We start from the raw sequence: 25,137 nt of genomic DNA on the forward strand, positions 1-25,137 counted from the left end.
CGCTATAGAAAAAGAAGCTATCGCTTAGGCGATAGCTTCTTTTTCTGAACGTTAACAATCATTGATTGTTATAATAACTTTCTTGTGAAGTAATCCATCATTACAATTACTTACGCGCGAAATAATTCATCAGAAAATTATAAAATACTTTTGCTACTAGCGGTAGCTTTTCATTAGTACGATGTATAATTCCAACATTTCGAGTAATGACAGGATCGATCACCTTAACGATTGCAATCGGAATTGGCGCCACAAACTCAACAGCCATCTTAGGCAGTAAGCTCACACCCATCCCAGCTGCCACGAGCCCACGAATCGTATCAGTCTCTTCTCCTTCGAATGCTATATTAGGAGTGAACCCTGCAGCCTCACAAGCATTCATGACGATAGGTCGCAAAGAATACCCTTCTCCAAACACAATAAATTGATCATCTTTCAATTCATTAAGTCGTATTTCTTCCCGTTCAGCTAATGGATGATTGCTTGGTAAAATCGCAAACAGTTCCTCTGTAATTAATACTTTCCCTGTAACTTGATCCTGCTCATTAGGAACAGGTGAGATAAAAGCTAAATCTATATCACCTTTAACCAAATCACGAATTAAAGTTGGGTACATCCCTTGTCTAAATCTAAACTTAACATCCGGATTATGATGTCTGAAAGCAGCTACAACTTGTGGCACTAGAGAAATACCTAAGCTATGCGGAAAGCCAAGACGAATTTCTCCCTTTTCTGGGTCAAGAAATTCATGAACTTCCTGTACTGCGCGATCTAGTTCACGCAATATTTCGTCTGCGCGTCTTAGGAACAGTTGCCCAACTGGTGTTAATTGTAGATTACGTCCCTTTTGAACAAACAACTTTACTCCTAATTCTTCTTCTAGCTGATGGATCTGCCTACTAACTGCTGACTGAGCAACATGCAATTCTTCTGCAGCTTGCGTTACATGTTCCTTTTGTGCCACCTTTACAAAGTAATAAAGCTGTCGCAATTCCATAAGTTAAAATCTCTCCTACTCCACTTTTATCCTTTTCTCTTTCTTGCAGCTATACGATCAAACAATCGATACAACACAAATCCCGTTATTAAGCCTCCGACATGTCCCCAAAGGTCAACTCGAGAATATATGAGTGAAAAGATTATACCCGAACCTACTATCCAATATATCGTCTTGATCGATGAAGGATCAAGCCATTTTTTACGAAATACTACAAGAAACAGATATGCACCTAAGACGCCATAGATCGCCCCAGACGCTCCAACAGCCACATGAATACCTTCTATACCTATATTACCTTCAAGATTATTGACACAAGCAGAGATAAAGTTACCGCCAATACCACATAGAAGATAGAAAATGAGATAACGCCCACTTTTCATAATACGTTCCAGCGGCGGGGCCATAATGATCAACATCATCATATTTTGGAGGAGATGCATAAAATTCGCATGCATAAATATCGACGTGACATATCTCCAAGGTTGATCCAAACTGAATGGATTCTCTACCGGATGAGTAAGAATTGCCCCATACTGGTATGCAAAATTCCCCTCATTCGGATTTCCCATGAAGAACAGAAATATAAAGTACAATGTACAAATAGCAACAATTGATGAAGTTATCGGGAAACTTTTCAGATATCCACGAAAACTTTCATATCTCAAAAATATCATAGTGAGAATCACTTCCTTTAACGTAATTGGACAAGTTGATGTATGTAGGCTTATAATATGAACGTAGTTAAAACACTAAATTCAAGGAGGAAATTCTAATATGTCTCAAGAACGTACTGGTGTTGCAGCATTTAAAGGTAGTCCTCTCACATTAGTTGGTCCACAACTAAATGTTGGCGACCAAGCTCCAGATTTCAAACTTAACAAATCACTTGGTGAAATTGTTTCCCTTGAAGATTTCGCTGGCAAAGTGAAACTTATTAGCGTTATCCCTTCCATCGATACTGGCGTTTGTGAAGCTCAAACTCGTCGCTTCAACGAAGAAGCCGCAAAATTAGGTGATAACGTTGCAATTCTAACTGTAAGTGCTGATCTACCATTCGCACAAGCACGTTGGTGTGGAGCAGAAGGCATAAATGATGTTATTTTGTTATCCGATTATAGAGATAATAACTTCGGCATCGCATACGGAGTATTTATTAAAGAATTCGCAATTGATATGCGTTCAATTTTTGTACTTGATCAAAATAACGTTATTCAATATGTTGAATATGTAAGTGAAATGAGTAGCCACCCCAATTACGAAGCCGCTTTAGCTGCCGCTAAGCAACTTACATAATTGGTTTCTTGTAAACAAAGCGAGTGAAGGTAATAACCTTCCTCGCTTTTTCATTAGTTGTTATGCAATTTATAAGCAGCTAGCTTTTTATCTAAAACACGGTAAATATCCATAATTACTCGGTAATTGGAACCAAGATCTCCCAATGAACCGCGAGACGCTGAATAAATATCTACTGCAGAACGCAACGGATCAACACTAATTACAGAAACTGTAATATCCATCGTTCTCCCAAACATCGTACGTTTCTCAAGTACGATTTCCCCCACAGATTGAACTTCGTGTAATAGACGGTAGCCCTGCATTTTTTTCAAAATGGAAACTACTTCATCCCAAGCCTTATCTTTCGAAAGCTTATAAAGATGTGATTTAAGTGCTGGATCTTTTACTCTATCGCCTGTTCCTTCAAAACTACGAATTAAGCCGATTAAGGTACGTTTCAACAACTAAGATCTCCCCCTCTTCTCTCTACTCTTCCATTCATAATAACATGTTTCTACCTATGAAAAAAGAGCTTTCACTGGCGGTAACCAGTTAATCGCTCTCGATCTACAATAAATACCCGCAAATGCCGTTAAGCCCAAATGTTTCTGAACCCGCTCTAAGCAGGTGGGTGCCCTCATCTATACATTTGAGATCCCTTTGAAGGGCATGTCAGCCGTATAAAAATTTGAACTCCCTTGAAACAGCCATTGGTTCAAAACAACGAAGAGCCTTTACGAACACCGCAGGATGTATTGTAATTATAGACCGAATTAGTCAAAAAGTAAACGAAGAATCGCCTGTAATTATTTGGGTTCCTTATAGTCTGTTTTAACTAAATCTTCGCGATCTAGCTCTGCAGTAATTTCAGGTTCCTCTTCTTCACTCTTCTTCATATCTTCCAGTTGTTGCTGTAATTTATTATAAATAAAGTTAAAGTTCCAATAAGCGATAACTGCAATAAGACTTCCCGTGAAAAACACTAGCAACCACGTAAATTGAGTGAAACTGATATATAGTACAGCTCCACATAATACTGCTGTTGATAATGATCTGAACGGTTTACCAATTGTAATCAATATCGCGTTTTTAATTAATTGAAAAGTCTTCATATGATAATGAACAAGCATCGAGAAGAAGTTAAACAATGAGATAACAACTAGAACAAGGAGACCAATGAAAATACTCGATACGATTTTTCCAGAATCGCTGTTAAGGAAGAAATAATAATCTACGATTAGCACTACAATAACTATAGAATAAATAATTCCTGTTACCATACTTTGCTTAAAGTTATCTTTATATCCTTTGAAAAATGTTTTGAACATTGGAACATCGGTATCGCCCGTTACCCATTTACGTGCAATGGCAAACATCGCAGCTGTAGACGGGAAAAATGTAAATGGGGCCAATATTGCCAATATGAATGACGTCTGTTGAATAAATGAAAGCAACTGATCTTCAGGCACTGTATTATTCAATAAGGATATCAAGCTCATCCCAAAAAATATAAAGAATGGAGAACCACATAGTATCCACAGTAAGTTTATACATGATAATCTCATAACCCATTCAGATGCACGATATAATCCACCCATTACGCCTCTAGGTTCCATTGAATACGCCTCCATTTTCACTTACAAGTAAAAATCAATAATTATGCCCAAAAATGAGTAATATAGGTATCCGTCTAATCCAACTAATAATTATAGCATAGTATATGGTATGTTCCCCAACAAGAAAACTTAAAGGAGGTTGCTAACATGGGCAACGCATCATATGGATCATTTGGAACAGGATGTAATAATAATTCATTTTCTGCAATATTAGTATTATTCATTCTTCTAGTAATTATCGCTTGTACTCTTGGCTGTATAAATTAATTTAGTCACTAAATAATATGTAGGAAAAGTCCGTGATGCCCGCTAGGCAGCACGGACTTTTCCGATTTTACTCATTAGTTGTTGTTGTATTTGGACGAGGACGACGGTTTTCTGAAGGGCGACGTTGTTCATAACTACGACCTTCACTACTGCCACTACGTTTGTTGTAGCCGCTGCGTGCGCCATCTTTTGAACCCTCGCTACTGTTACCTTTGTAGCCGCCACCAGGACGACGATCTCTTGAACCGCTGTTACCGCCACCACGATAACCACCGCCACCTGATCCACTACCACCACGATTGAACGGACGACCGCTAGAACGAACATCAGGTCTACGTTTTTTCGCACGAAGTGGTTCTTCAGGTGTTAATTCGATATTAACTTCTTTCTTATCGCCTGTAAGCAATTTCAATGCTGCAGCAACTAATTGCACAGAATCGTATTGCTCAAGTAATTGAATAGAAAGACCTTTGTATTCTGCAAAATCACCATTATCAACTAAGTCGATAACACGCTCAGCAGTAATACGTTGCTTACCTTCAATTGCTTCGCTTAAGCTTGGCAAAGGTTTTTTAACCATTTTTTGACGAGTAATTTTCTCGATAAAGTGTAAATGATCAATTTCACGTGGAGTTACGAATGACCAAGCTTTACCTTCTTTACCTGCACGACCAGTACGACCGATACGGTGTACATAGCTTTCAGGATCTTGCGGTAGGTCAAAGTTGACTACATGCGTTACACCAGAAACGTCAAGTCCACGAGCAGCTACGTCAGTAGCAACTAGAACATCAATGCTTCCATCACGGAATTTACGCATTACAGCATCACGTTGATTTTGTGATAGATCACCATGAAGGCCATCTGCACTATATCCACGTTTTTGCAATGCTTCACTAAGCTCATCTACACGGCGTTTTGTACGACCGAATAGAATTGCTAGTTCTGGAGATTCCATATCAAGCAAACGGCTAAGAGCTTCAAACTTTTGGCGTTCATGAACTTCAATGTATGACTGTTCAATGGACGGTGCAGTAACTTGTTTAGGAATTACAGACACATGTTCAGGCTCACGTAAAAATTGTTGTGCTAGACGTTGAATGTTGACTGGCATTGTTGCTGAGAACAACATTGTTTGGTGATCCGCTGGAACTTGCTTAAGGATGTTTTGAATATCCTCCATGAAGCCCATGTCCAACATTTCATCCGCTTCATCTAGTACAACCGTTTGAACATCTTCCAAACGAATTGTTTTGCGGTTAATATGGTCAAGTAGACGACCAGGTGTACCAATAATGATTTGAGGCTTCTTTTTCAAAGCGCGAATTTGACGGCCAATTTCTTGTCCACCATAAATTGGCAATGAACGAAGTCCTTTGTATTTCGTAAGCTTTCCGATTTCTTCTGAAACTTGTATTGCAAGCTCACGTGTAGGGGTCATAATAAGCGCAACAATGCGCTCTTCGCTAACCGGAATTTTGTTAATTAGCGGAATCCCGAATGCCGCTGTCTTACCCGTTCCTGTTTGAGCTTGGCCAATCAAGTCTTTACCAGTTAATCCAATCGGAATCGCTTTATCCTGTATAGGTGTTGACTCCTCAAATCCAAGCTCTGTAATTGCTTGTAACACTTTAGGTTCCAAGCCAAATTCAGCAAATGTTTTCAAACTATTCTCATACTCCTTCTATTTTAAAGCCTCTAAAAAAACGTCTTTACTATTATAGCACAGATTGTCACATGAATACTAGTTGCGGTTTGTTACCCATACTATAAATGTAACTACATTTGAGATAATATAACATTACGAAATGAGCGAATGACCAATGACTTCAGTTGCATTTAACAAAAAACAATTTTTATTACGACTTATTATGTTTACAATAAGTTCTGCATGTATTTCCTTTGGATTCAACATGCTACTTATTCCTAGTCAACTCCTTAGTGGCGGAGTATCGGGCGTTGCGATGCTTATAGGATATATTAGCAAGAGCAATATAGGTTGGTTATATTTAGTACTCAACTTACCAATTTTAATATGGGGTTGGTTTTCATTAGGAAAGAAATTTGTCGTATGGAGTATTTATTCCGTTATTACTGCTACGATATTTATGCAGATTATTCCAGTTCATGCTTTGGCAGATGATATTCTACTAGCAGCTGTTTTCGGCGGTATTGTTGTAGGGTTTGCAAGTGGACTTGCTTTAAGAAGTGGCGGTTCTACTGGAGGATTCGATATTATCGCCTCAATTATCACCCAAAAGAGAGATGTACCCGTTGGCGTTATACTTTCGGGACTTAATGCTTTTGTTATCGTCGTGCATATATTTTTCACCGGTAATTGGGAGTTAGCACTATACTCCTTGGTTGCAATTTTCTGTGTAGGAAAACTTATCGATAGTATACATATCAAACATTTAAAAGTCACTGTATTTATAATTACTACTCGCACGGATGAAATGCTTCAGTCCTTATTATCGCATCCTAGAGGGATAACGATTATTAAGACTCGAGGTGCTTATACATCAAGTGATCGTGATATGTTAATGACCGTTAGAACTAGATATGAGCTTGCTGAACTTAAGAAAAATATTCTTTCTGTTGATAGACAAGCATTTGTTACCATCGTCGAGACCGTTGGCGTACTAGGTGAATTCCGAAAATTCAAAGAAACTTAGCCTAATTAAAGCCCATTTTATTATCTTTCTGTATTTTATTGTTACCGTTATGATATAATAAAGACGTTCTAATCAACTGTTTCGAGATGTCGTTTTCTTTCGCAAGTAACACTTTAACGATTGGGGTGTTGTTGAATGGATACGGAAACTGTTACACTTGCAACAATTGTTGAGCGTCTAGCACCTGAATTAGTTAATTTTTTGACCAATCAGGAGTTAGATACGAAAATCGTATTACGTGATGGCATCGAATTACTTGAGCCTGAAGATGCAATGGAAATCGTGCAATTCAGTATTTGTCAAGGTCAAACGAGTATGATTTTGCATTAAATGGAATGAACACTGCTTATTGCTTCATTAATAAAAAAGCGTATGCCGTCAATGAAAATTGTGGCATACGCTTTTCAATTTTAAAAACAATCCAAATTTAAACCATGATTATAATGAATCCACTACAATACTATTAATAGCATTAATATAGGCAAGCACACTTGCTTTCATAATATCTATATCAGTAGCTTTTGCAACATATGACTTTCCATTATGATCCACTTTTATTTTCACTTTCCCAAACGCTTCTTTCCCTCTTGAAACAGAACTGATATTGTATTCCAGTAATTCCAACTCTAAACCGCAAATGGCTGTAATTGCGGAATATAGTGCATCTACCGGTCCAGACCCCGTAGCACTATGAGTTAGAATTTCATTCCCCTTACTAAGCTTTACACTCGCAGAAGGGAATGTACTGTTGACAATGGCTTGGAAGTCGATTAGTTCATAGAAATACTGACTCATATTTTGGCGTTCCTGTTTATTACCATGTAACTCATGATAATTTTCAACAAGGACATATAGATCATGATTATATACTTCTTTCTTTGTATCAGCGATCTCTAGAAAATTTGTAAATACTCCTTCAAAATCATCTTCATTATCAGGCATTATTCCTAGTTTTTCTAACACACTTTTCACTGCATGCCTTCCAGAACGAGCTGTTAACACTAACTCCATATCATCTAGACCAACATCACTCGGCGATATGATTTCATATGCATCACGTGATTTCAACAGTCCGTCCTGATGAATTCCAGAAGAATGGGCAAATGCATTATCACCTGTTATAGCTTTGTTCACTTGAACTTCAAGTCCCATAAAGTTACTAACTAGACGAGAAGTATTCATAATTTCTTTCGTATTAATGTTCGTTACTGCTTGATATATATTAGACCTAGTCTTCAACGCCATGACAACTTCTTCAAGGGCAGTATTTCCTGCACGTTCTCCAATACCATTTATTGTTACTTCTATTTTATCTGCACCATTTTTGACAGCCGCTAGCGTATTCGCCGTGGCCATACCAAGGTCATTATGACAATGTACACTTAGCAGAACTTTGTCATCTAAATTTTTCAAACGGTCATTCAACCTGTGAATAAGATACCCAAACTCATCAGGAACTGCAAATCCCACAGTATCTGGCACATTAATTATTGTAGCACCAGCTTTCACAACCGCTTCTATCGTTGACCACAAATATTCAAATTCTGCTCGAGAAGCATCCTCAGTTGAATACTGCACCTCAGGAAGTAATGTTTTGGCATACTTTACTGCTTCTACACCTATATTTAGCACTTCGTCTTTTGACTTACCGAATTTTTTCTCTACATGAATATTAGATGTTCCAAGTACGATATGGATCAATGGATTTTGTGCAAGTTTCACACTTTGATACACTGCATCAATATCACTTTTCACCGCTCGAGCTAAAGCAGTAATCATGATGTTATCAGATTGACCAACCTTTTTCGCAACTTCTTGAACTGCTAGAAAGTCACCTTGTGAAGATGCCGGGAAACCAGCTTCAATAATATCAACTTGAAGCTTTTTGAGTTGTTTTGCCACCTCAACTTTTTCATACATATTAAGTTTGGCTCCTGGTACCTGTTCTCCATCACGCAACGTCGTATCAAACACCAAAATTTTTCTACTCATCATCATTCACTCCTCCAACTTTTCATGTTCTTTTCGAAATTACTACTCGTAAATGAAAAGCAATTCGAAAGCTTTAACTCAAACTTTTCATGTTTTTCGAGAAACACTTGCACATGAAAAACACTTCGATAATCAAGCTAATTAACACTTAATGACAGTTAGAAGCAACAAAAAAAGCCTCGTCTCTATATAACTATAGAGACGAGGCGTTGCTCGCGGTACCACTCTAATTGATTATTAAGGTACTCAAAAAGAGCACATAATAATCCACTTTAATTCGGCAGCCAACACTGCCTATCTTGATAACGGTAGAAAACCGACATCTCCTACTTAACGTTCAGAGAGTAGCTCTTGGACGAGTTCAAAAAACTTAAACTATCGGTTCTCACCAACCACCGACTCTCTGAAAGTTACCATTTTCCTAATAGTTCCAATCAACGCTTACTGATATTGTTTCACATTATATTCCGATCAGTTAAACTTGTCAACAAATTTCTTAGATATTTATTGTGACAAACGAAGTGCTAAGTCATACATATCCATATCGAATGGACGTTTCGTAGTTGTTACTAGATCGATATCATTAACAACAAGTTCGCCATTGATTACACCGCAACCTTTGCCAGAAACACCTTCCATTAGTTGTCGTACTGCAAAATCTCCAAGACGACTTGCAAGAATACGATCTTGTGCAGTCGGTGTACCACCACGCTGAATATGTCCAAGTACAGTTACACGTGCATCAATACCACTGATTTCAGTAATTTTTTGTGCAACATCTTCACCTTTTCCAGCGCCTTCAGCAACAATGATAATACTATGACGTTTACCTTTTTCAAAGTTAGCTTTCATACGCTCCGCTACTTCAGTAAGATCATATGGAACTTCAGGTACGATGATTGTTTCTGCACCACTTGCTAGTCCAGCATGAAGCGCAATATCACCACAGTGACGTCCCATTACTTCTACAACCGATGTACGCTCATGAGAAGACATTGTATCACGGATTTTATTAATCGCATCTACAACTACACTTACAGCAGTATCGAAGCCAATTGTGAAATCAGTATATGGAATATCATTATCGATAGTACCCGGAATTCCCATTGTTTTAATGCCTAATTTACTCAATTTGTTAGCCCCTTGATATGAGCCATCTCCACCAATAACAATTAGACCATCAATACCTCTTGCCTTTAAAATATCTGCGCCACGTTGTTGACCTTCAGGCGTAGTGAATTCTTTACATCTTGCTGTTTGTAGAATCGTACCACCACGTTGGATAATATCACCAACACTACGAAGATCCATTGGACGCAAATCGTCGTTCAATAATCCTTGGTAACCACGTTGTACTCCAAACACTTCAATTCCATGGAAAATAGCACTACGAACGACAGCACGTACGGCTGCGTTCATCCCTTGTGAATCTCCACCACTAGTTAGTACTGCAATTTTTTTGACTGATGACATAAATACTCCTCCAATTTCATTAAAATAAAAGTTCAAAAAGTGGGCTTTCGCAAGTCGAAAAAATGGAGCGCTACTTGAAGGTATTCGCTACATTTTCAATGCAGATCAAGCTTCCCGAGTTACTTCATTATCAAAGTCTGCTTAATGAACTATCTTTTATAAATTAAGCCTGTTGCTTACGTATCCATATACTATTTACAAAAAAGAATAATCGAGTTAGCGGGCTTTTCTTCATAAGTTGTCTTGATACTTTACGAACATCAGATTGCTGCTGTACTTTCGGATCTGACAAATATAAAGCTAGTAAGCCTTCTATAATTAAGCGGTGAAAGCCCGATGCAGGAAGTTGTTGTACATCCTTCCTAGCTCGATTCACTATCATAGCGATACGGTCAACAAGTGTAGCTTCACTTTCATAGTAATTGCAAAAATTCAAATCTCCACCGGCCTTGTCTTCTTCTTGATCAATTAGGTAATCAAGTAGAATATGTAGTGCACAAACGTGTGGGAAATATATATCTTTAATTCTTATACCATCTTCCTCGGTAACTCCCTCTTCAGTAGCAGTAAGAAAAAGCATAAACATCGCTAGAGTTGATCCTGACGCTGCAGCAAACTCATTCCACTGCAAATGCGGATACTCAAACTTATGTTCTTCCCACCATCCAAGCAATTTCTCTTCACGTAGATCTTTAGCAATATGCTTGTACACTTGCAAGTCACCATATAAAGATACCAAATGTGTTACATGGAATTGCACAGCGTTATAAGAAGGTAACAACATAATTTGTTGTTGGCATTGTGACACAAGATGATGTAAATAACCACCATCATCCTTCTCCTCACGGAATGCATAATAGTCCTTCAACGATGCACCAGGTGTAACAGCATCTAGCATAGATTGATGTAGCATTCTAAAATCTTCAGCGTCTAGCGAAGTGCTTCTATCACACAAATTATCCAAATAATCACTAATCGTTTGTAGTGCACAAATTAGCGGTATTAAAACTGTACGATATTGCAAATTAGCTGCGGCGTATACGCCACCACCCTGGCAGTGAAATTTCTTATCTTGAATACTATTAAGGGCTTGCATTCTAAGTTCCGGATCAGGTATCAATTCTGCACGGTTTTTAAGCTTTTCTAGCTCAAGTGCTACATCCGGGAGTACATATTTGTACACACGATGCATTAATCTAATGGCACCATTAGGCGCCTTTTTTCGACTTTTTGCGATAAGAATGTTGATGCACCTCCTTGATCAGTTAGATCAGCACAAGCAGATGAAAAGTGCAAATTTCTATAAGAGATCATCTACATGTAAATGTAACATATAATTACTGCAATAATCTAGCCATCAGCATACACAATTTCTGTTATACTATTTTTACAATCCCTTAATAATAATCATATTGGAGTGAACACCAGCATGCAAGACTCAGTTACTCACCCCAGTCCTAACGCTAAGCGTGAGACTTTAGCTCTCAGGAGTTATAGCTTCATATCGTATTCAACACAAGCTTTAGTCGTTAGTTTTCTGCCGTTATTTTTTCTTGACAAAGGTTTTAATGCAAGCCAAATTGGGTTTCTCTATTCTGTAGGACCAATGATATCGATATTCGCAAATATGTTTACTGGTTTTATAAGTGACAAAAATCAGACAATTGTTAAATTACTTCGCATTTTGTTTATTTTCCAATTTATTGCGATTGGATTATTACATCAGGTTGATTCATTTTCGATCACTTGTCTCATTATGACCTTATTCTATTTTTGTCAAACACCAATTAATCCTTTGAATGATAGTTTAATATTGCTATCCAGTAAATATACAGGGACACCTTATGCTTTAGTTCGAATATTTGGTTCACTAGGATTTGCTATATGTGCATATAGCTTCGGACTTATTCTTAAAGAAGTTGGTACTGGTCAGACATTAAATCTGATGCTACTGACGATTGCTGCATCAATACTCGGAACTTTTATCATTAAAGACTATCATGGCAGTTCGAAGAAATTTGATTTTTCAGGACTAATTTTGATATTAAAACAACCTAAAGTAGTCTATTTCTTTATTTTACTCTTTTTCATTTCTACAGCACATCGTATGTATGAAGGATTTCTCGCAGTAACACTTCGCCATATAGGAGCATCCGATTCATTTGTAGGGTTAGCATGGTTGATTTCAGCATTAAGTGAAATACCCGTACTCTTTTTACTTGGTAAATACGGAGATAAGTTTAAAGAGATTCCTTTATTAATCTTTGCTTCCATTATGTATGCGTTGCGAATGTTTCTACTCTCATCCATTACCGAACCGTATTTGGTAGTTGTTACTCAATTGATGCATAGCGTTTCATTCGGAATTTACTTCTCTACTGCACTCCGTTATATGTCTCAATTACTTCCAGATCATTATCGAGCATCTGGTCAAGCAATCTTCACCATTATTTGGATGGGTGTAGCTGGAAGTATTAGTGGTTTAGCTGGCGGACAAATCTATGCTAATTTTGGTTATCAGCTATTTTACTGGCTTGCTACTGCTTTTGCAGTTGTAGGTGCTATCGGATTCGTTTTTTATCATTTCAAGTATGCAGAACGTTAGACAAAGAAAGAGGGCAAGCTACCATCAAATGATGGTAGCTTACCCTCTTGTCTAATTAGATTTGATATCGTTCTGTTGTTGAACTTTAATTGTCATTCGATCTATTATAACTTTGTAACATTCTCAGCTTGTGCGCCGCGATTGCCCTCAGTAATATCAAATTCAACCGATTGTCCTTCATCTAAAGACTTAAAGCCATCGCCTTGAATTGCAGAGAAATGAACAAATACGTCCTCGCCATTTTCAGCTTGAATGAAACCATAACCTTTTTCTGCATTAAACCATTTAACTGTACCTTTCAAAATAAACAACCTCCTAGATTTGACCACTGCAATTACAGTGAATACGGTCATTATACGATTAATCCATAATAAATGCAATTTTTACAAATTATGAATATTTTCTATTATATTGGAGATCATATAAAGTTATGCCTATAAATTACTTGTAATTCACCGTCTTTTGTTGATTGTCACCTCAATAATAGCTATGATATTAATATTAACGTATTTCAATTAAGAAAGAGAGATCAATATGTACAAAAAACATGTAATCTACAAGCGCGATAAATACAATATGCTGACTGTCGAAGTTCAAGGAAAAACTCTTGTCATTCGAGAAATATCTGATCAGTGGGGCGAAGAAGGACATCAATTTATTAGTCGACCTGAAATGCTTCATTGGGCTGCCAATCATTTTCGTGCAGAAGATTTTGTTGGTCGTGAAGATGAACTTCAAGAGATTATGGACAACTTTCGTAATGTCTAATTAATAAGAAACTTTTACTTAATAAGAACATTCATTCTCAAGCTTGAAAACGGAGGTGAATCATAATATGGATCCATCCATCAGTCTCGTATTCATTATAGCTGCATTTTCGTTAGGCGCTGTTTTAGTTTTGAAAAAGGATACCATTCCACCTTCTTTGAAGAAATGGCTAGCTATCTTTTCTATAGTAATGATTTTATTCGCATTTTTCATTATTGTAGATTCTTTATTCAAACTAGGCACATAATCTAAGTGAAGAACATTATAATTGGGTATTCAAAGATTTCACTGCAAATAACTTCGTATAACGCATAGTTTCTTTCATTTCGGAGATAGTATATGGGTATATATGCTATCCGAGGTGAACCTATGAATAAGTTAATATTTGCTAAATTAGTTTGTTGCATTATGCTGGTAGCATTATTACAATCTACGACACTACAAGCTTCCAGCAATGTGTACATAAGTCAATCCAAAAAGGATCTAAGGAGGAATAGTATGAGTACTGTACCTAAACGTGAAGACGTTGCAAAAGAATTCCAATGGGAGCTTGAACATATCTTTGAAAGTGAGAAAGCATGGGATCAAGAATATGATCAAGTTAAAACATTAATCCCTCAATTCGCAGCTTTTCAAGGTAAATTGTCTTCTGCTGCTGAAGTTAATAAATGCTTCGAGTTAGAAGATACATTATCGATCTCACTTGAGCGATTATATGTATACGCTAATATGCGCTTGCATCAAAACATGGCAAATACAAAGTATCAAGCTTTATCTGAAAAAGCTCGTAAAATTAATGTTTCAGCAAGTGAGGCCTTATCCTTCATCACTCCTGAAATCCTTGCTTTAACTAACGACGAACTAGATGCATTAATTAATAGTGAGCATTTGAAGAAATATCGTCATTCACTTGAAGAAATGAAACGTTCAAAAGCTCATATTCTATCTCAAGCTGAAGAAGCACTAATGGCTCAAGTAAGTAATATTAGCTCTTCATCGAACAACATTTTCAGTATGTTAAATAACGCTGATATGAAATTCCCTAAAGTGAAAAATGAAAAAGGTGAAGAAGTAGAATTAACTCACGGTACTTACATTCAATTTCTTGAAAGTAAAAACCGTGATGTCCGTCAGGAAGCATTCAAAGCAGTATACGCTACTTATGGTAGCTTGAAAAACACACTTGGAGCAACGTTTAGCGCTAATATTAACAAAAATCTATTTTATGCTAAAGCTAGAAAATATGATTCGGTGCTTGATATGTACTTATATGGCGATAACGTACCAACCACTGTTTACACTAACTTAATTGATACGATTCATGACAACTTACCTTTAATGTATCGTTATATGGAACTTCGTAAAAAGCTACTTGGAGTAGATGAGCTTCATATGTACGACCTATTTGCTCCATTAGTAGATGAGTTCGATATGAATATTACATATGATCAAGCTAAAGATATCGTTGAAGAAAGTTTACAACCGCTTGGTGAGCAATATTTATCTGTATTGAAAGAAGGCTTAAATAGTGGTTGGATCGATGTATACGAGAACGAAGGCAAGCGTAGTGGCGCATATAGCTGGGGAGCTTACGGTACACATCCATACGTACTATTGAATCACAATGATAATTTGAATAGTATGTTTACATTAACTCATGAGATGGGTCATGCCCTTCACTCATATCATTCAGATGAAGCGCAAAATTATCGTGATGCTCAATATCCAATCTTCCTTGCTGAGGTTGCTTCTACACTGAATGAAGCACTACTCATGGATTACTTACTGAAGAAATCAACTGATCCTAAAGAGAAGTTGTATCTGCTTACGTATTACGCTGATCAATTCCGTACTACAGTATTCCGCCAAACAATGTTTGCTGAGTTCGAGAAGATTGTTCATGAGCGTACAGAGCAAGGCGAATCGTTAACTCCTGAAGATCTAAGTAGTATCTATTATGACTTGAACGTCTTGTACTATGGTAAAGGTGTTAAAGTTGATGAAGATATCGCTATGGAATGGGCTCGAATTCCTCATTTCTACACAAGCTTCTACGTGTACAAATACGCGACTGGCTTCTCAGCGGCTACAAGTTTCTCTAAGCAAATTCTTGATGAAGGCGAGCCAGCAGTTGAACGCTATCTCGGTTTCCTTAAGAGTGGTGGCAGTGACTATCCTATCGAGATTTTGAAGCGTGCTGGTGTTGACATGTCTTCTCCAGAGCCAATTCAACAAGCGATGAGCGTATTCGAAGATCTTATCTCACAAATGGAAGAGCTAGTAAAATAAGCTACACATCATAAAAAGGCTTCCTCTTACGTTTTCGCATCACGCGTGAACATAAGGAGAAGCCTTTTATTAATCAAATCATAATCAACATTAATCCAAGAGCTACAGCTCCACCTATTACACTTGATATGCCATTGACTCTATCGTTGTTCATCCAGGATAGACCACGCCAATATTTCGTCATCGTGCCACAATGCGTTTTGCGCTCAATAATTTTTCCACAATTTTCACAGCGATACATTACTTGCAATCTTGCACCGATTACGGAATCAATCATCGCTCCTACGAAGCCAGCTATTGCTCCAGCAACGATATAACGGTAATCAAGTTGCATAAATAGACTACTAACTAATCCAATCAACGTCGCACCTGCTAACGATGCCAAGCTCCCTAACCAACTTATACCGCCGCTAGTACCTGAACTCACTCTTTTCCAAGTAATGACGGAGATCGGCTCACTTTTACTTAGTGCACCTATTTCAGTCGCCCATGTATCAGCAGTTACACTAGCCATTACGCCAATGTAAGCATATAGCCAACCCTCATGTGGCATTAAGGCATGACCAATACATAACAGTAGGCCAATTCCACCATTTGCCCATACTTGACCTGCATCGCGTCTACCACTTTTCTCGTAATTACCTTCCACTTCCCGCTTCTTAGCTACAGAACGCTTCCACTTTGACCAAAATGTTGAGCTTACGAAAAATACGATTAATAATGAGAACCAGATTGGCTCTCCAAACAAGACGAAACCTGTACCCATTATCATCGCAGACAACATACCAGAAAATGATAATGATTGTTTACGATAAGCACTATAACCTATCAAACCGCTTCCTATTGCTCCTAGAATTAATCTTATCCACCATTCTGAAACGATTGTTACCATGAAATTTCCTCACTTTACTTGCACTTCGATACTGTCATTATGGCTTTGTTAGTGATAATTTGCCACGATCGTCAATCTCAACGCCATTCAATGAGACATCTTCTAAAAACTGTAGCATCTCTTTTGCCTCTTCATCTTTTACTGGTGTAGGCTGTGCATTGACAATTTTCATCGGGTAAAATGTCATTTCGCATTCCGCAGTAATTTTACAAGTCGCACCCAATACCCCTGACTCCGCTTGCTTGCCCTTCGGATGTGAAGCAAATACAAAATTACCTAATGAGTAGGCAATCCATTTCCCATTATATTGTTCAAATCCTTGTAATACATGAGGATGACTTCCAACAATCATATCAGCCCCTGCATCAATAAAATTACGTGCTAATTGCAATTGATAATTTTCCGGCTTATTATTCCGTTCGATTCCCCAATGAATCATTACGATCGTAATATCTGCCAATTTCTCTGCTTCTTCAATAGCTTGTAATGCTCTACTTGCTGTATCATAAGCTTCTGCTAGTCCAGCAGTATATTTGTTCGCTTTCCATGTTGTATAAGGCAAGACACGACTAACCCCAATATAAGCTACTTTAATTCCATTCACCTCTTGGATAACAGGTGAATATGCTTCCGCATCATTGTTTCCTGCACCCACATGCTTAATTCCATATTCATCCAAATGAGTAATCGTATCAAGCATACCTTCAACACCGTAATCTAATGTATGGTTGTTCGCTAATGAAACAACATCTATACCTGCATCAACTAAGCCTTGTAGCCCCTCTGGTGCCCCTTTGAACACAAATGTCTTTTCATCATCAGCCGTTCCTCGTGTTGTTATCGGCATTTCCAAATTTCCCGCCGTAATATCTGCTGAACTTAGATGGAATAATGCTTTTTGAAAAGGATAACTATAGCCTTCTTGTTGTAGCCAACTATTAATATATTCCCCTTGCAAAATATCTCCAACAAAAGCCAGATTCACTGTAGTTGAGGCTTGTTCTATCGGAGTTAGCTCTTCCTCTTCTACAATTGGTGGTTCTTCTGTTACTACATTATCATCAATTGCGATTGTGCCATCATCTGTACCGTTATCATCAATTTGTTCATCCGTAACTAGTGGCTCATTGGGCTTAATCTCCTCTTTAGTAACTGCTGAACCATCTAATTCGTTCTTTTTAGGTGTGTCGTTGAACATCGATAATTTACCTACTTGCTCTTTGGCAGTATGCCATAAATCTTCCCCACGATAAAAGATTGCTACAACAATAATAATTATGGCCAGCAGCGTTGTATTGACTAACCATAAGCGACGCTTTGTTTTTTTATTTTGAACCTTCGTTTGTTGCTCGCGTTTCTTTGTTTCCATTCTAGATAAAGACATGAGAGAACTCCTTTTCATATGTAATACATTCACATATTCCAGAACTTCTCTCATTATATCGTTTAATTGATAGTCTGAGTTAATATTTTCTAATTTACTTCAATGAAAAAGCTAAAAATTTAATTACAAATACTTACAAAATATGAGTTTGATACTCCAGTGACTATGAAGTATGGTAGAGTTTCTGTACCTTTATGGGTACTAAAAAGTATTTATGATTTATCCTTAAGTTGAATAATCTTAACGGTCATATCTAAAGAAATCTTCTTCAAGTTGAAATGAAAATCCATTAATCGGGATTACTACATAGTATAATTTATCTCCCGAGACTTCAACTTCATAATGATAGTAATAATCATCAATAAACCAGGACTTGAGCGGAGTAGTTGGTATTTTTTTGTAGTCCGTAGAAATAAAAGTAACTTCATCACTATTTATTTCATTCTGGACAATAGCCTTCCCACCTTCGTAAGTAGTAGATGGTAAATTAAATATAAATAAAAATGGAATTAAAACTAATAACACAATAAAACCTATAAATATCACCTTTCCAAACTTTTTTATTAACACAAAACAAAGTAATAGAGGAATAATTGCGATATCAAACAACCACGTTTTTATCACACCGTAGTATAACGAGTCTATTAGGTGAAATGCTAACAACTCAACAAAAAAAATTAAAGGCAATAGTTTTGCTAATTTTTTATTTCTCATTAACGCACCCCCATTATCTAAGCTCTTGCAGAAATTTTATATAACGTCAATTTTGCGACTTCGCAACAATCCGTGACACCGCTAATTCATGCTAAAAAAATCGCCGATAAAGTTCTCCGGCGCTCACCAAGGAGCTGGGCATAGATTTGCGGGTTTGATGCTTTTTCATGCCCCAGCATACCTTGGATGAAATCCAATTGTGCACCGTTATCAAGTAGCTGGCACGCATAAGTATGTCTAAATCGATGGGTATATACATTTGCTTTGATTTCTCCCCGATCTGCCAGCCGTTTAAAAGCCCACCTGATCGTAGGAATAGCCATTCGTTTAGTCCGATTTGTATCGGTTACAATTAAGGCTTTACAGGTGTCAGTACGGCTAGCAAGATACTTCTTTAACTATACTTTGCACTCTGTCGTACCAATGTATATCAGTTTGTCGGTATTGATAAATTAATAAAGAAAATAAGGAAATTATAAGCAATAGTATTATTGGAGTTGTACTAAATGAAGCAGTTAGATTTGCGAGAGAGAAGTTGATTTTTGCTATGCAGAAGAAAATTGAATAAGTAATTAGTGAAACAAAAAAACTGTTTAGTGTTTTTTCGTCTTTATGAGTGAAATTTGCAATTAATGAAAATATAAAACCTTAAATTATGACGAATAATTAATTGAAAAGTTGCACTAAACTACCCTATCGCTTAATAAAAAGAGCAGGCTACCGAAGCACCCGCTCATCAATGTGAATTATTGAACTATCGTTCTCCGTTAGTTGAATGAATGAGTGCTTAAATGGCAGTTCTAAGCTAGATTATTTTATTTTCTTACTGTTCCAATCAACGCCATATCCGTATATATAGATTCCTCAATATTAGGAAGCAACCTGTAAATTGATTTATGTATAATATTTTCAATTTCTTGCTTAATAGTGAAGTAGTTTTTCCATGAAATTGGTGAATTAGAATTGATTCCATTTCTAATGGCAGCCGACACAATTCGCTTTTCTATTGTTGAAAATCCCTTATCATCTGCTAATGCATCACATACTCTAATTAGTTTGTCATAGATAGTCCATTCAATTTGATTTTGTATCTCACTTAATTGTATTTGTACGTGCAAGGGGATTTCCTTCCAACCATTAATTAGCTCTAAATCTGATATTGCAATTTCATGCGTAACGCAAACATTAGCAGTGCCCTCGAAGCCCTTATCAATCATAAATAAATAACCATCCAGTGCATGAATGACTGAAGGGGTAAAACCTACATACCGACCAATATCATGTAATAGTCCACTTGTATAAGCTATATTTGGGTCAATTTCGTATCCAGCCTTTAGTAAATCTATTGCTATATATTCGGCTGCCTTTGCCACGTTTTTTGAGTGTTGAACCCAAGTTCCAGGATTTAATATTGCTGCTTCATTTAACAAATGCTCTGCATATAATCTATCTTCAACAAACTTCATTCTACCAACTCCATTTTCTTTTATTAGCCATTTTCCAAATAATAACACCGTTGAGCTAAACTTCCCGTTGGCTTAACGAAAACAAGGAGTAGCTACCGTGGCAAACTGCTCCTTGTTTGATTTAACTAGCGTTCCCTGTTAGTACAATGATTCTCTATAATCGAAGCTTGAGTTAAACTTCTCCCCAAAATATCTCAGTTTCATAATCGAATAGAACAATACCATCTTGCTTATTCCTATCAAATAGATTTCGAAGTTCCGTCATCATCGGATCGTAATTCGGATGCCCGGGTACAGGACTGTAGGAAGAGGATAGCAACCGGCCTCTCAAGCCCTCGAAATCGAACTCCTGACTCATTCTGAATTTCGCTTCATGCATCGTGCCTTCCTTGAAAAAAGAGAGAAGCATGGTCCGTGAAATATTTTTATGATTAATTTTTTTGTAGTCATTACCGTATGTATGAAGCAGCTGATCGTATTCTTCGCGAAATAAAGTACCGTTTGTAAGACGGGAATTCCAGATTAGTATTACTCTCCCACCTGGCTGTAGAATTCTACGGAACTCGTTTTGGGCAGCTAAACGATCAAACCAGTGAAACGCTTGTGCACAGACAATAAACTCAACCGACTGATCAGGTAATCCAGTAGATTCTGCAGAACTCAATATAGTCTGAAAATTCGGATTTTTTTCTAACATTTTCTCTGCGGCTAACCGCATTTCCTGATTCGGCTCGACCGCGGTCACATAGCTTCCACGTTCCAGAAGTAGCTTTGAAAAGATGCCTGTTCCGGAACCGATGTCTGCTATTTTACTGTTCGAATGCAAACCTACGAAGTCGTACAAATAATCAACAGCCTCTTTCGGGTAGCTAGGACGGTACATTACATATGAATCGACCCGGTCTGAAAAACGTTCTTTACTGTTCATTTTTCATCACTCTCCTAGTGTTTCATTTTTTGGTCTGTTAGTTGAGAAAAGGCTGCCTTGATGTCATTGAACTATCGTTCCCCGTTAGGGTGTTAGTAATAAACGTCTATTTCTCTTTTCATCAAGATAAATATCTAGCGCTTTTATACCTCGTATCTGCAGTTTAATGAACAAGTATAGACTATATAGACCCATCAACATTAATAGTCCGTAAAAAATAAACATAAAAATAGCTTGCAATGAAAAAACGAAAATACTATGTCGCAACTTCCTTTTTTGGTAATTTTAGTTATATTATATCATTTTTTATAAATTTTCTCATTCACTTTTATTATTATACTGAACGTTAGCTTAATAAAATGAGCCGGATACCGAAGCACCTGCTCATCAATGTGTATTATTCAACTATCGTTCTCAGTTAGTATGATAACTTCTTTGCTGTAGTGTATAATTTGTATGAGAATCGGAGGGTCGTTCTATGAATATTTTAGTTTTAGGGGCAACTGGACGAGTTGGAGGTCAAATAGTTACTTATGCTCTTCAGGACAGACATAATGTGACTGTATTAGTACGTACTCCAGATAAGATTCAACTAGCCAATGATAATTTAACTATTCTTCAAGGTAATGTTTTAAATAATGACGATATCGCACTCGCAATGCATGGGAATGATGTAGTCATTAGTGCACTAAATACAGATGGATCAAACACCTTATCAGAAAGCATACCTTTAATTATCAAAGAGATGATAAACGAAGGTATTAAACGAATTATTACTATTGGTACTGCCGGTATCTTGCAGAGTAGAACTATCCCAAATTTACTTCGTTATCAGTCCAGTGAATCAAAACGTAAATCTACACGTGCTGCAGAGGAACATCATAGAGTGTTTAATTTACTAAGACAATCAGAACTTGAGTGGACTATTGTCTGTCCGACGTTTTTACCAGATGGAAAACGAGTAGGCAAATACCGTATTGAACAGAATCTTTTACCTGAGGGTGGCATTGAAATTTCTGTTACTGATACTGCAGAATTTGCATACAACCAAATAATAAGTACCAATTATATAAAATCTCGTGTTGGGATTGCCTACTAATAATTTTTCAGTCCTGAACTTTATTCTCTTCAGACACTTAGGGTGTCTGAAACTCGATAAGACATCTCTCATATCACAAAAAAAGATATAAAAAAGCTATTTTATCCATCATAATAACTCAAGATGGATAAAATAGCTCCTCACTAGTACCTTATATTAATCGTTTTTTCACTGCATGATCTTCCAAATAGTCCAGAATAATTCGAGCTCCTGCTTTCCCTTGGCGAATGCAATCAGGTAGTCCGACTCCATCGAAAGCTGCACCTGTTACCCAAACTCCTGGCAGTTTTTCACTCAGTTCGATTCTCATATCCCTTATAGCATTCACATGTCCGATTGGATACTGTGGCATTGAATGATCCAATCTCGTAATCTCTGTGAATAAAGGCTCTGCGGTTAAGCCCACCGATCTTCTAATATCTTCGCGTACAGCAGCTATTAATGATTCATCATCGAGTTTAACGGATAGTTGATCTTCTGAATGCCCCACATAACATCGCAGTAACACTTTATCCTCAGGTGAGGAATGTAGCCATTTATTTGATGTCCATGTACATGCTGTAATATGTAACCCTTCCGAACGAGGCACTAAAAATCCTGATCCATCAAAATCTACATCGAAATTAGATTTGTCGAATGCCATTACTACGTTCGCTACTGATACATATCGGATATTAGCTAGTGCTTCACTGTTAATATGAGGACTTAGTAATTTATCGGATACAAATGCTGGCGTTGTAACAATAACTGCTTGTGCTTGTAACTGTTCTCCGTCTTGCAATTGCACAGTATAACCTTGTTCCGTTTTTTCGAAACGTTCCACTTTGCTATTGAGCTTAATTGTAATTTTAGATAACGCCTTCTCTAACGCATTTACCATAGTTGCTAGACCATTGCGGAAAGTCATAAATGTTGCTGGCGTTTTACCTTGATTCTGTGCATTAGTTACACGTTTATTATGACGTGATCCAAGTATAACACTACCAAATTCCTTCTCTGATTGAGCAAATTGTGGGAATGTGGCATTAAGACTTAACTTATATAGATCGCCAGCATAAATACCAGCTAGTAATGGCTCGGCGATTTTTGCTACAAGTTCTTTCCCAATCCGTCTAGCTAGAAAGCCACCGAGAGATTCATCTCGCTCCGCTGGCGTTGCTTCTTTAAGTAAATCAGCTAGTGCGGCGAGTTTACCCGCTGGACTTACGAGATCACTTTGCAAAAATCGAATAATATCTGTCGGTATGCCAAGTACTAGTCCCGGTGGCATAGCATGTAAACGAAGCTCGTTCATAATATAAGTCTTTGAGGCATTAGGATTTGTCGCTACTAGTTCATCCTCTATCGCTAGATCATGCGCTAGATCAATAATCGCTAATTTACGAGATAGAAAAGAATCTGGACCTTTTTCAATGACAAATCCTTCTTTATGCAGCGTATTAATTTTCCCGCCTAAATGATCACCCGCTTCAACTAACACTATGCGAATGGTTTGACCACTTTCTCTAGCTAATTTTTGTAAATAAAAAGCGGAGCTAAGTCCGCTGATCCCTCCGCCTATCACGACAACTGTATCAATCGTTTCTTCACTCCGCATTATGTCATTCCTTCCCGAGTGGCGCACTTACTGTAATAACAGACTCTGCTAACGTATCCATATATAACGGGTCAGTGTTTAGCATAGCGATACGTTCGAACGATACACCAAGCTGCGCAGCTTTCTCTTTCGCTTCAATATCAAGATCGTACAACACTTCAAGATGATCGGAAACGAAACCTATCGGCGCTGACAATATTGCTTTATAACCTTGTTGTGCTACTTGTTCCATCGTATCTAATATATCTGGACCTAACCACGGCTCATGCGTACGTCCTGCACTTTGCCATGTAAATTGCCAGTCTTCGATTTCCGTATTTTCAGCAATGGATTCAGATGTTTGCATTAATTGGTGTTCATACGGATCGCCTAGTTCTCTAATCTTCTCAGGTAAACTATGTGCGCTGAAAAGCACTTTTACTGGCTTATCTCCTTGCAATGGTGCAAGTTGTTCATATACGTTATTCACTCTATCTGTTAGTGCTTCGATAAGTTTAGGATGAAGATGGTATGACTTTACGAATTTCATCTTAATACCTAGTTCATCAGCTTTTTCTTGTGCACGCTTTACATAACTACCGACACTCATTACAGAGTAATGAGGGGCAAGTACGATGCCGATAGCTTGCTTAATATCATCTTTGGCCATTTGCTCTACACCATCTTCGATTAATGGTGCTGCATGTTTTAAGCCTTGGTAACAAACATAACGATCTGGCGCAAGTTCATTCAGCCTATTTTGCAATCCCGCTACTTGTGCATCGGTATTTTTACGTAATGGGAATACTCCCCCTACAATTGCCTCATAGCGTTCAGTCAATTCTTTAAGTTGTTCAGCAGTAGGTGCATGACCACGACGAATATGAGTGTAATATGCTTCTACATCATCTAGCGATTGGGGAGTACCGTACGACATAACTAATACCCCTATTTTTTGCTGTACCATCGACTTATATCCTCCTAAAACTTTTTATCCTCTTGGGATACTACTTGCACATAAAAAGTATCTTCGAAAGCATACTCTAAAACTTTTTATCCTCTTGGGATACTACTTGCTTTATTATAATGAAGGGTTAAAATGTTCGCTTGTCAGCATC

The 25,137-nt window shown here is 37.5% G+C and carries 26 protein-coding genes, 1 other RNA gene and 1 other annotated feature; of the genes, 9 read left to right on the forward strand and 18 right to left on the reverse strand.

The genetic code is table 11. The annotated features are described in order from the left end of the window. Nucleotides 1-106: 106 nt before the first annotated feature. Together NAG76_21640 and NAG76_21645 are read right to left on the reverse strand one after the other, a co-directional pair. Nucleotides 107-997, reverse strand: coding sequence for a LysR family transcriptional regulator (locus NAG76_21640; protein ID URN94392.1), 891 nt, complete (start codon nucleotides 995-997; stop codon nucleotides 107-109). Nucleotides 998-1,023: 26 nt separating this feature from the next. Next, a complete protein-coding gene (locus NAG76_21645) occupies nucleotides 1,024-1,674 on the reverse strand; it encodes a rhomboid family intramembrane serine protease (protein ID URN94393.1) in 651 nt (216 codons plus the stop codon). Nucleotides 1,675-1,774: 100 nt separating this feature from the next. Here NAG76_21645 and tpx point away from each other — a divergent pair, with 100 nt between their 5' ends. Continuing rightward, nucleotides 1,775-2,293 (forward strand): thiol peroxidase, encoded by a 519-nt coding sequence (tpx, locus tag NAG76_21650; GenBank protein ID URN94394.1) that lies wholly within the window; start codon nucleotides 1,775-1,777, stop codon nucleotides 2,291-2,293. A 53-nt stretch (nucleotides 2,294-2,346) separates the two neighbouring features. On the opposite strand, the gene NAG76_21655 is transcribed toward tpx, so the two are convergent. The 3 genes from NAG76_21655 to NAG76_21665 all read right to left on the reverse strand — a co-directional run bounded on the left by NAG76_21655 (nucleotide 2,347) and on the right by NAG76_21665 (nucleotide 3,891). Continuing rightward, nucleotides 2,347-2,739: a DUF1499 domain-containing protein gene (locus tag NAG76_21655; protein URN94395.1), complete on the reverse strand. Its 393-nt coding sequence runs from the start codon at nucleotides 2,737-2,739 to the stop codon at nucleotides 2,347-2,349. Between the two features lie 109 nt (nucleotides 2,740-2,848). Then, nucleotides 2,849-3,030: non-coding RNA, 6S RNA (ssrS, locus tag NAG76_21660), on the reverse strand. Between the two features lie 51 nt (nucleotides 3,031-3,081). Then, entirely contained in the window at nucleotides 3,082-3,891 is an 810-nt protein-coding gene (locus NAG76_21665) for a DUF624 domain-containing protein (protein URN94396.1), read from the reverse strand. Nucleotides 3,892-4,038: 147 nt separating this feature from the next. Here NAG76_21665 and yjcZ point away from each other — a divergent pair, with 147 nt between their 5' ends. Then, on the forward strand, nucleotides 4,039-4,158 hold the full coding sequence (gene yjcZ / locus NAG76_21670; GenBank protein URN94397.1) for a sporulation protein YjcZ: 120 nt from the start codon (nucleotides 4,039-4,041) through the stop codon (nucleotides 4,156-4,158). A 67-nt stretch (nucleotides 4,159-4,225) separates the two neighbouring features. On the opposite strand, the gene NAG76_21675 is transcribed toward yjcZ, so the two are convergent. Beyond that, on the reverse strand, nucleotides 4,226-5,824 hold the full coding sequence (locus tag NAG76_21675) for a DEAD/DEAH box helicase (protein ID URN94398.1): 1,599 nt from the start codon (nucleotides 5,822-5,824) through the stop codon (nucleotides 4,226-4,228). Between the two features lie 205 nt (nucleotides 5,825-6,029). Between NAG76_21675 and NAG76_21680 the strand changes: the two genes are divergently transcribed. Together NAG76_21680 and NAG76_21685 are read left to right on the forward strand one after the other, a co-directional pair. Next, on the forward strand, nucleotides 6,030-6,833 hold the full coding sequence (locus NAG76_21680) for a YitT family protein (protein URN96903.1): 804 nt from the start codon (nucleotides 6,030-6,032) through the stop codon (nucleotides 6,831-6,833). A 135-nt stretch (nucleotides 6,834-6,968) separates the two neighbouring features. Then, nucleotides 6,969-7,163 carry a hypothetical protein gene (locus tag NAG76_21685; protein URN94399.1) on the forward strand — a complete coding sequence of 65 codons (195 nt, stop codon included), beginning with the start codon at nucleotides 6,969-6,971 and terminating at the stop codon, nucleotides 7,161-7,163. Between the two features lie 108 nt (nucleotides 7,164-7,271). Here the strand turns inward: NAG76_21685 and NAG76_21690 are convergent, their stop codons facing one another. The 3 genes from NAG76_21690 to NAG76_21700 form a co-directional block, all read right to left on the reverse strand. Beyond that, the gene (locus NAG76_21690; protein ID URN94400.1) at nucleotides 7,272-8,825 is read right to left on the reverse strand and encodes a 2-isopropylmalate synthase; all 1,554 of its coding nucleotides are present in this window, start codon (nucleotides 8,823-8,825) and stop codon (nucleotides 7,272-7,274) included. A 194-nt stretch (nucleotides 8,826-9,019) separates the two neighbouring features. Further along, nucleotides 9,020-9,272 (reverse strand) — a binding site (T-box leader). A gap of 57 nt (nucleotides 9,273-9,329) precedes the next feature. Then, complete coding sequence (gene pfkA / locus NAG76_21695; protein ID URN94401.1) at nucleotides 9,330-10,298, reverse strand: 6-phosphofructokinase; 969 nt, start codon at nucleotides 10,296-10,298, stop codon at nucleotides 9,330-9,332. Nucleotides 10,299-10,461: 163 nt separating this feature from the next. After that, nucleotides 10,462-11,490 (reverse strand): tetraprenyl-beta-curcumene synthase family protein, encoded by a 1,029-nt coding sequence (locus NAG76_21700; protein URN94402.1) that lies wholly within the window; start codon nucleotides 11,488-11,490, stop codon nucleotides 10,462-10,464. Nucleotides 11,491-11,727: 237 nt separating this feature from the next. Between NAG76_21700 and NAG76_21705 the strand changes: the two genes are divergently transcribed. Then, nucleotides 11,728-12,903 (forward strand): MFS transporter, encoded by a 1,176-nt coding sequence (locus NAG76_21705; protein ID URN94403.1) that lies wholly within the window; start codon nucleotides 11,728-11,730, stop codon nucleotides 12,901-12,903. 104 nt (nucleotides 12,904-13,007) lie between these two features. Here the strand turns inward: NAG76_21705 and NAG76_21710 are convergent, their stop codons facing one another. After that, nucleotides 13,008-13,208, reverse strand: a complete 201-nt coding sequence (locus NAG76_21710) for a cold-shock protein (protein ID URN96904.1) — start codon at nucleotides 13,206-13,208, stop codon at nucleotides 13,008-13,010. A gap of 229 nt (nucleotides 13,209-13,437) precedes the next feature. Between NAG76_21710 and NAG76_21715 the strand changes: the two genes are divergently transcribed. The 3 genes from NAG76_21715 (at nucleotide 13,438) to pepF (ending at nucleotide 15,960) form a co-directional block, all read left to right on the forward strand. Beyond that, nucleotides 13,438-13,671 carry a hypothetical protein gene (locus NAG76_21715; GenBank protein URN94404.1) on the forward strand — a complete coding sequence of 78 codons (234 nt, stop codon included), beginning with the start codon at nucleotides 13,438-13,440 and terminating at the stop codon, nucleotides 13,669-13,671. Nucleotides 13,672-13,738: 67 nt separating this feature from the next. Beyond that, nucleotides 13,739-13,918 carry a hypothetical protein gene (locus NAG76_21720; protein ID URN94405.1) on the forward strand — a complete coding sequence of 60 codons (180 nt, stop codon included), beginning with the start codon at nucleotides 13,739-13,741 and terminating at the stop codon, nucleotides 13,916-13,918. A 251-nt stretch (nucleotides 13,919-14,169) separates the two neighbouring features. After that, entirely contained in the window at nucleotides 14,170-15,960 is a 1,791-nt protein-coding gene (gene pepF, locus NAG76_21725) for an oligoendopeptidase F (GenBank protein URN94406.1), read from the forward strand. A 73-nt stretch (nucleotides 15,961-16,033) separates the two neighbouring features. Here pepF and NAG76_21730 read toward each other — a convergent pair whose 3' ends face one another. The 6 genes from NAG76_21730 to NAG76_21755 form a co-directional block, all read right to left on the reverse strand. Continuing rightward, nucleotides 16,034-16,852 (reverse strand): DUF92 domain-containing protein, encoded by an 819-nt coding sequence (locus NAG76_21730; GenBank protein ID URN94407.1) that lies wholly within the window; start codon nucleotides 16,850-16,852, stop codon nucleotides 16,034-16,036. Nucleotides 16,853-16,889: 37 nt separating this feature from the next. Continuing rightward, a complete protein-coding gene (locus tag NAG76_21735) occupies nucleotides 16,890-18,236 on the reverse strand; it encodes a CapA family protein (GenBank protein ID URN94408.1) in 1,347 nt (448 codons plus the stop codon). Nucleotides 18,237-18,476: 240 nt separating this feature from the next. Continuing rightward, nucleotides 18,477-18,950 carry a hypothetical protein gene (locus NAG76_21740; GenBank protein URN94409.1) on the reverse strand — a complete coding sequence of 158 codons (474 nt, stop codon included), beginning with the start codon at nucleotides 18,948-18,950 and terminating at the stop codon, nucleotides 18,477-18,479. Nucleotides 18,951-19,036: 86 nt separating this feature from the next. Further along, the gene (locus tag NAG76_21745; GenBank protein URN94410.1) at nucleotides 19,037-19,273 is read right to left on the reverse strand and encodes a tyrosine-type recombinase/integrase; all 237 of its coding nucleotides are present in this window, start codon (nucleotides 19,271-19,273) and stop codon (nucleotides 19,037-19,039) included. A gap of 492 nt (nucleotides 19,274-19,765) precedes the next feature. Next, a complete protein-coding gene (locus NAG76_21750; protein ID URN94411.1) occupies nucleotides 19,766-20,416 on the reverse strand; it encodes an HD domain-containing protein in 651 nt (216 codons plus the stop codon). Nucleotides 20,417-20,588: 172 nt separating this feature from the next. Then, nucleotides 20,589-21,344, reverse strand: coding sequence for a class I SAM-dependent methyltransferase (locus NAG76_21755; protein URN94412.1), 756 nt, complete (start codon nucleotides 21,342-21,344; stop codon nucleotides 20,589-20,591). A 478-nt stretch (nucleotides 21,345-21,822) separates the two neighbouring features. On the opposite strand from NAG76_21755, the gene NAG76_21760 reads away from it, so the two are divergent. Next, complete coding sequence (locus NAG76_21760; GenBank protein ID URN94413.1) at nucleotides 21,823-22,443, forward strand: SDR family oxidoreductase; 621 nt, start codon at nucleotides 21,823-21,825, stop codon at nucleotides 22,441-22,443. Between the two features lie 151 nt (nucleotides 22,444-22,594). On the opposite strand, the gene hemG is transcribed toward NAG76_21760, so the two are convergent. Beyond that, a complete protein-coding gene (gene hemG, locus NAG76_21765; protein URN94414.1) occupies nucleotides 22,595-24,040 on the reverse strand; it encodes a protoporphyrinogen oxidase in 1,446 nt (481 codons plus the stop codon). Nucleotides 24,041-24,044: 4 nt separating this feature from the next. Next, nucleotides 24,045-24,986, reverse strand: a complete 942-nt coding sequence (hemH, locus tag NAG76_21770; GenBank protein URN94415.1) for a ferrochelatase — start codon at nucleotides 24,984-24,986, stop codon at nucleotides 24,045-24,047. Between the last annotated feature and the right edge of the window lie 151 nt (nucleotides 24,987-25,137).

This window comes from Candidatus Pristimantibacillus lignocellulolyticus, from assembly GCA_023639215.1.
Lineage (GTDB): Bacteria > Bacillota > Bacilli > Paenibacillales > Paenibacillaceae > Pristimantibacillus > Pristimantibacillus lignocellulolyticus.

Excerpts from the sequence above, each read along its gene's own strand:
- tpx (URN94394.1), top strand. The coding sequence starts at position 1,775 with ATGTCTCAAGAACGTACTGGTGTTGCAGCATTTAAAGGTAGTCCTCTC.
- NAG76_21700 (URN94402.1), bottom strand. The coding sequence starts at position 11,490 with ATGCATCGTGTGTACAAATATGTACTCCCGGATGTAGCACTTGAGCTA.
- NAG76_21740 (URN94409.1), bottom strand. The coding sequence starts at position 18,950 with ATGAGAAATAAAAAATTAGCAAAACTATTGCCTTTAATTTTTTTTGTT.
- NAG76_21685 (URN94399.1), top strand. The coding sequence starts at position 6,969 with ATGGATACGGAAACTGTTACACTTGCAACAATTGTTGAGCGTCTAGCA.
- NAG76_21755 (URN94412.1), bottom strand. The coding sequence starts at position 21,344 with ATGAACAGTAAAGAACGTTTTTCAGACCGGGTCGATTCATATGTAATG.
- NAG76_21665 (URN94396.1), bottom strand. The coding sequence starts at position 3,891 with ATGGAACCTAGAGGCGTAATGGGTGGATTATATCGTGCATCTGAATGG.
- hemH (URN94415.1), bottom strand. The coding sequence starts at position 24,986 with ATGGTACAGCAAAAAATAGGGGTATTAGTTATGTCGTACGGTACTCCC.
- NAG76_21715 (URN94404.1), top strand. The coding sequence starts at position 13,438 with ATGTACAAAAAACATGTAATCTACAAGCGCGATAAATACAATATGCTG.
- pepF (URN94406.1), top strand. The coding sequence starts at position 14,170 with ATGAGTACTGTACCTAAACGTGAAGACGTTGCAAAAGAATTCCAATGG.
- NAG76_21735 (URN94408.1), bottom strand. The coding sequence starts at position 18,236 with ATGTCTTTATCTAGAATGGAAACAAAGAAACGCGAGCAACAAACGAAG.
- NAG76_21730 (URN94407.1), bottom strand. The coding sequence starts at position 16,852 with ATGGTAACAATCGTTTCAGAATGGTGGATAAGATTAATTCTAGGAGCA.
- NAG76_21750 (URN94411.1), bottom strand. The coding sequence starts at position 20,416 with ATGAAGTTTGTTGAAGATAGATTATATGCAGAGCATTTGTTAAATGAA.
- hemG (URN94414.1), bottom strand. The coding sequence starts at position 24,040 with ATGCGGAGTGAAGAAACGATTGATACAGTTGTCGTGATAGGCGGAGGG.
- NAG76_21645 (URN94393.1), bottom strand. The coding sequence starts at position 1,674 with ATGATATTTTTGAGATATGAAAGTTTTCGTGGATATCTGAAAAGTTTC.
- NAG76_21760 (URN94413.1), top strand. The coding sequence starts at position 21,823 with ATGAATATTTTAGTTTTAGGGGCAACTGGACGAGTTGGAGGTCAAATA.
- yjcZ (URN94397.1), top strand. The coding sequence starts at position 4,039 with ATGGGCAACGCATCATATGGATCATTTGGAACAGGATGTAATAATAAT.
- NAG76_21640 (URN94392.1), bottom strand. The coding sequence starts at position 997 with ATGGAATTGCGACAGCTTTATTACTTTGTAAAGGTGGCACAAAAGGAA.
- NAG76_21745 (URN94410.1), bottom strand. The coding sequence starts at position 19,273 with ATGGCTATTCCTACGATCAGGTGGGCTTTTAAACGGCTGGCAGATCGG.
- NAG76_21705 (URN94403.1), top strand. The coding sequence starts at position 11,728 with ATGCAAGACTCAGTTACTCACCCCAGTCCTAACGCTAAGCGTGAGACT.
- NAG76_21690 (URN94400.1), bottom strand. The coding sequence starts at position 8,825 with ATGAGTAGAAAAATTTTGGTGTTTGATACGACGTTGCGTGATGGAGAA.
- NAG76_21680 (URN96903.1), top strand. The coding sequence starts at position 6,030 with ATGTTTACAATAAGTTCTGCATGTATTTCCTTTGGATTCAACATGCTA.
- NAG76_21720 (URN94405.1), top strand. The coding sequence starts at position 13,739 with ATGGATCCATCCATCAGTCTCGTATTCATTATAGCTGCATTTTCGTTA.
- pfkA (URN94401.1), bottom strand. The coding sequence starts at position 10,298 with ATGTCATCAGTCAAAAAAATTGCAGTACTAACTAGTGGTGGAGATTCA.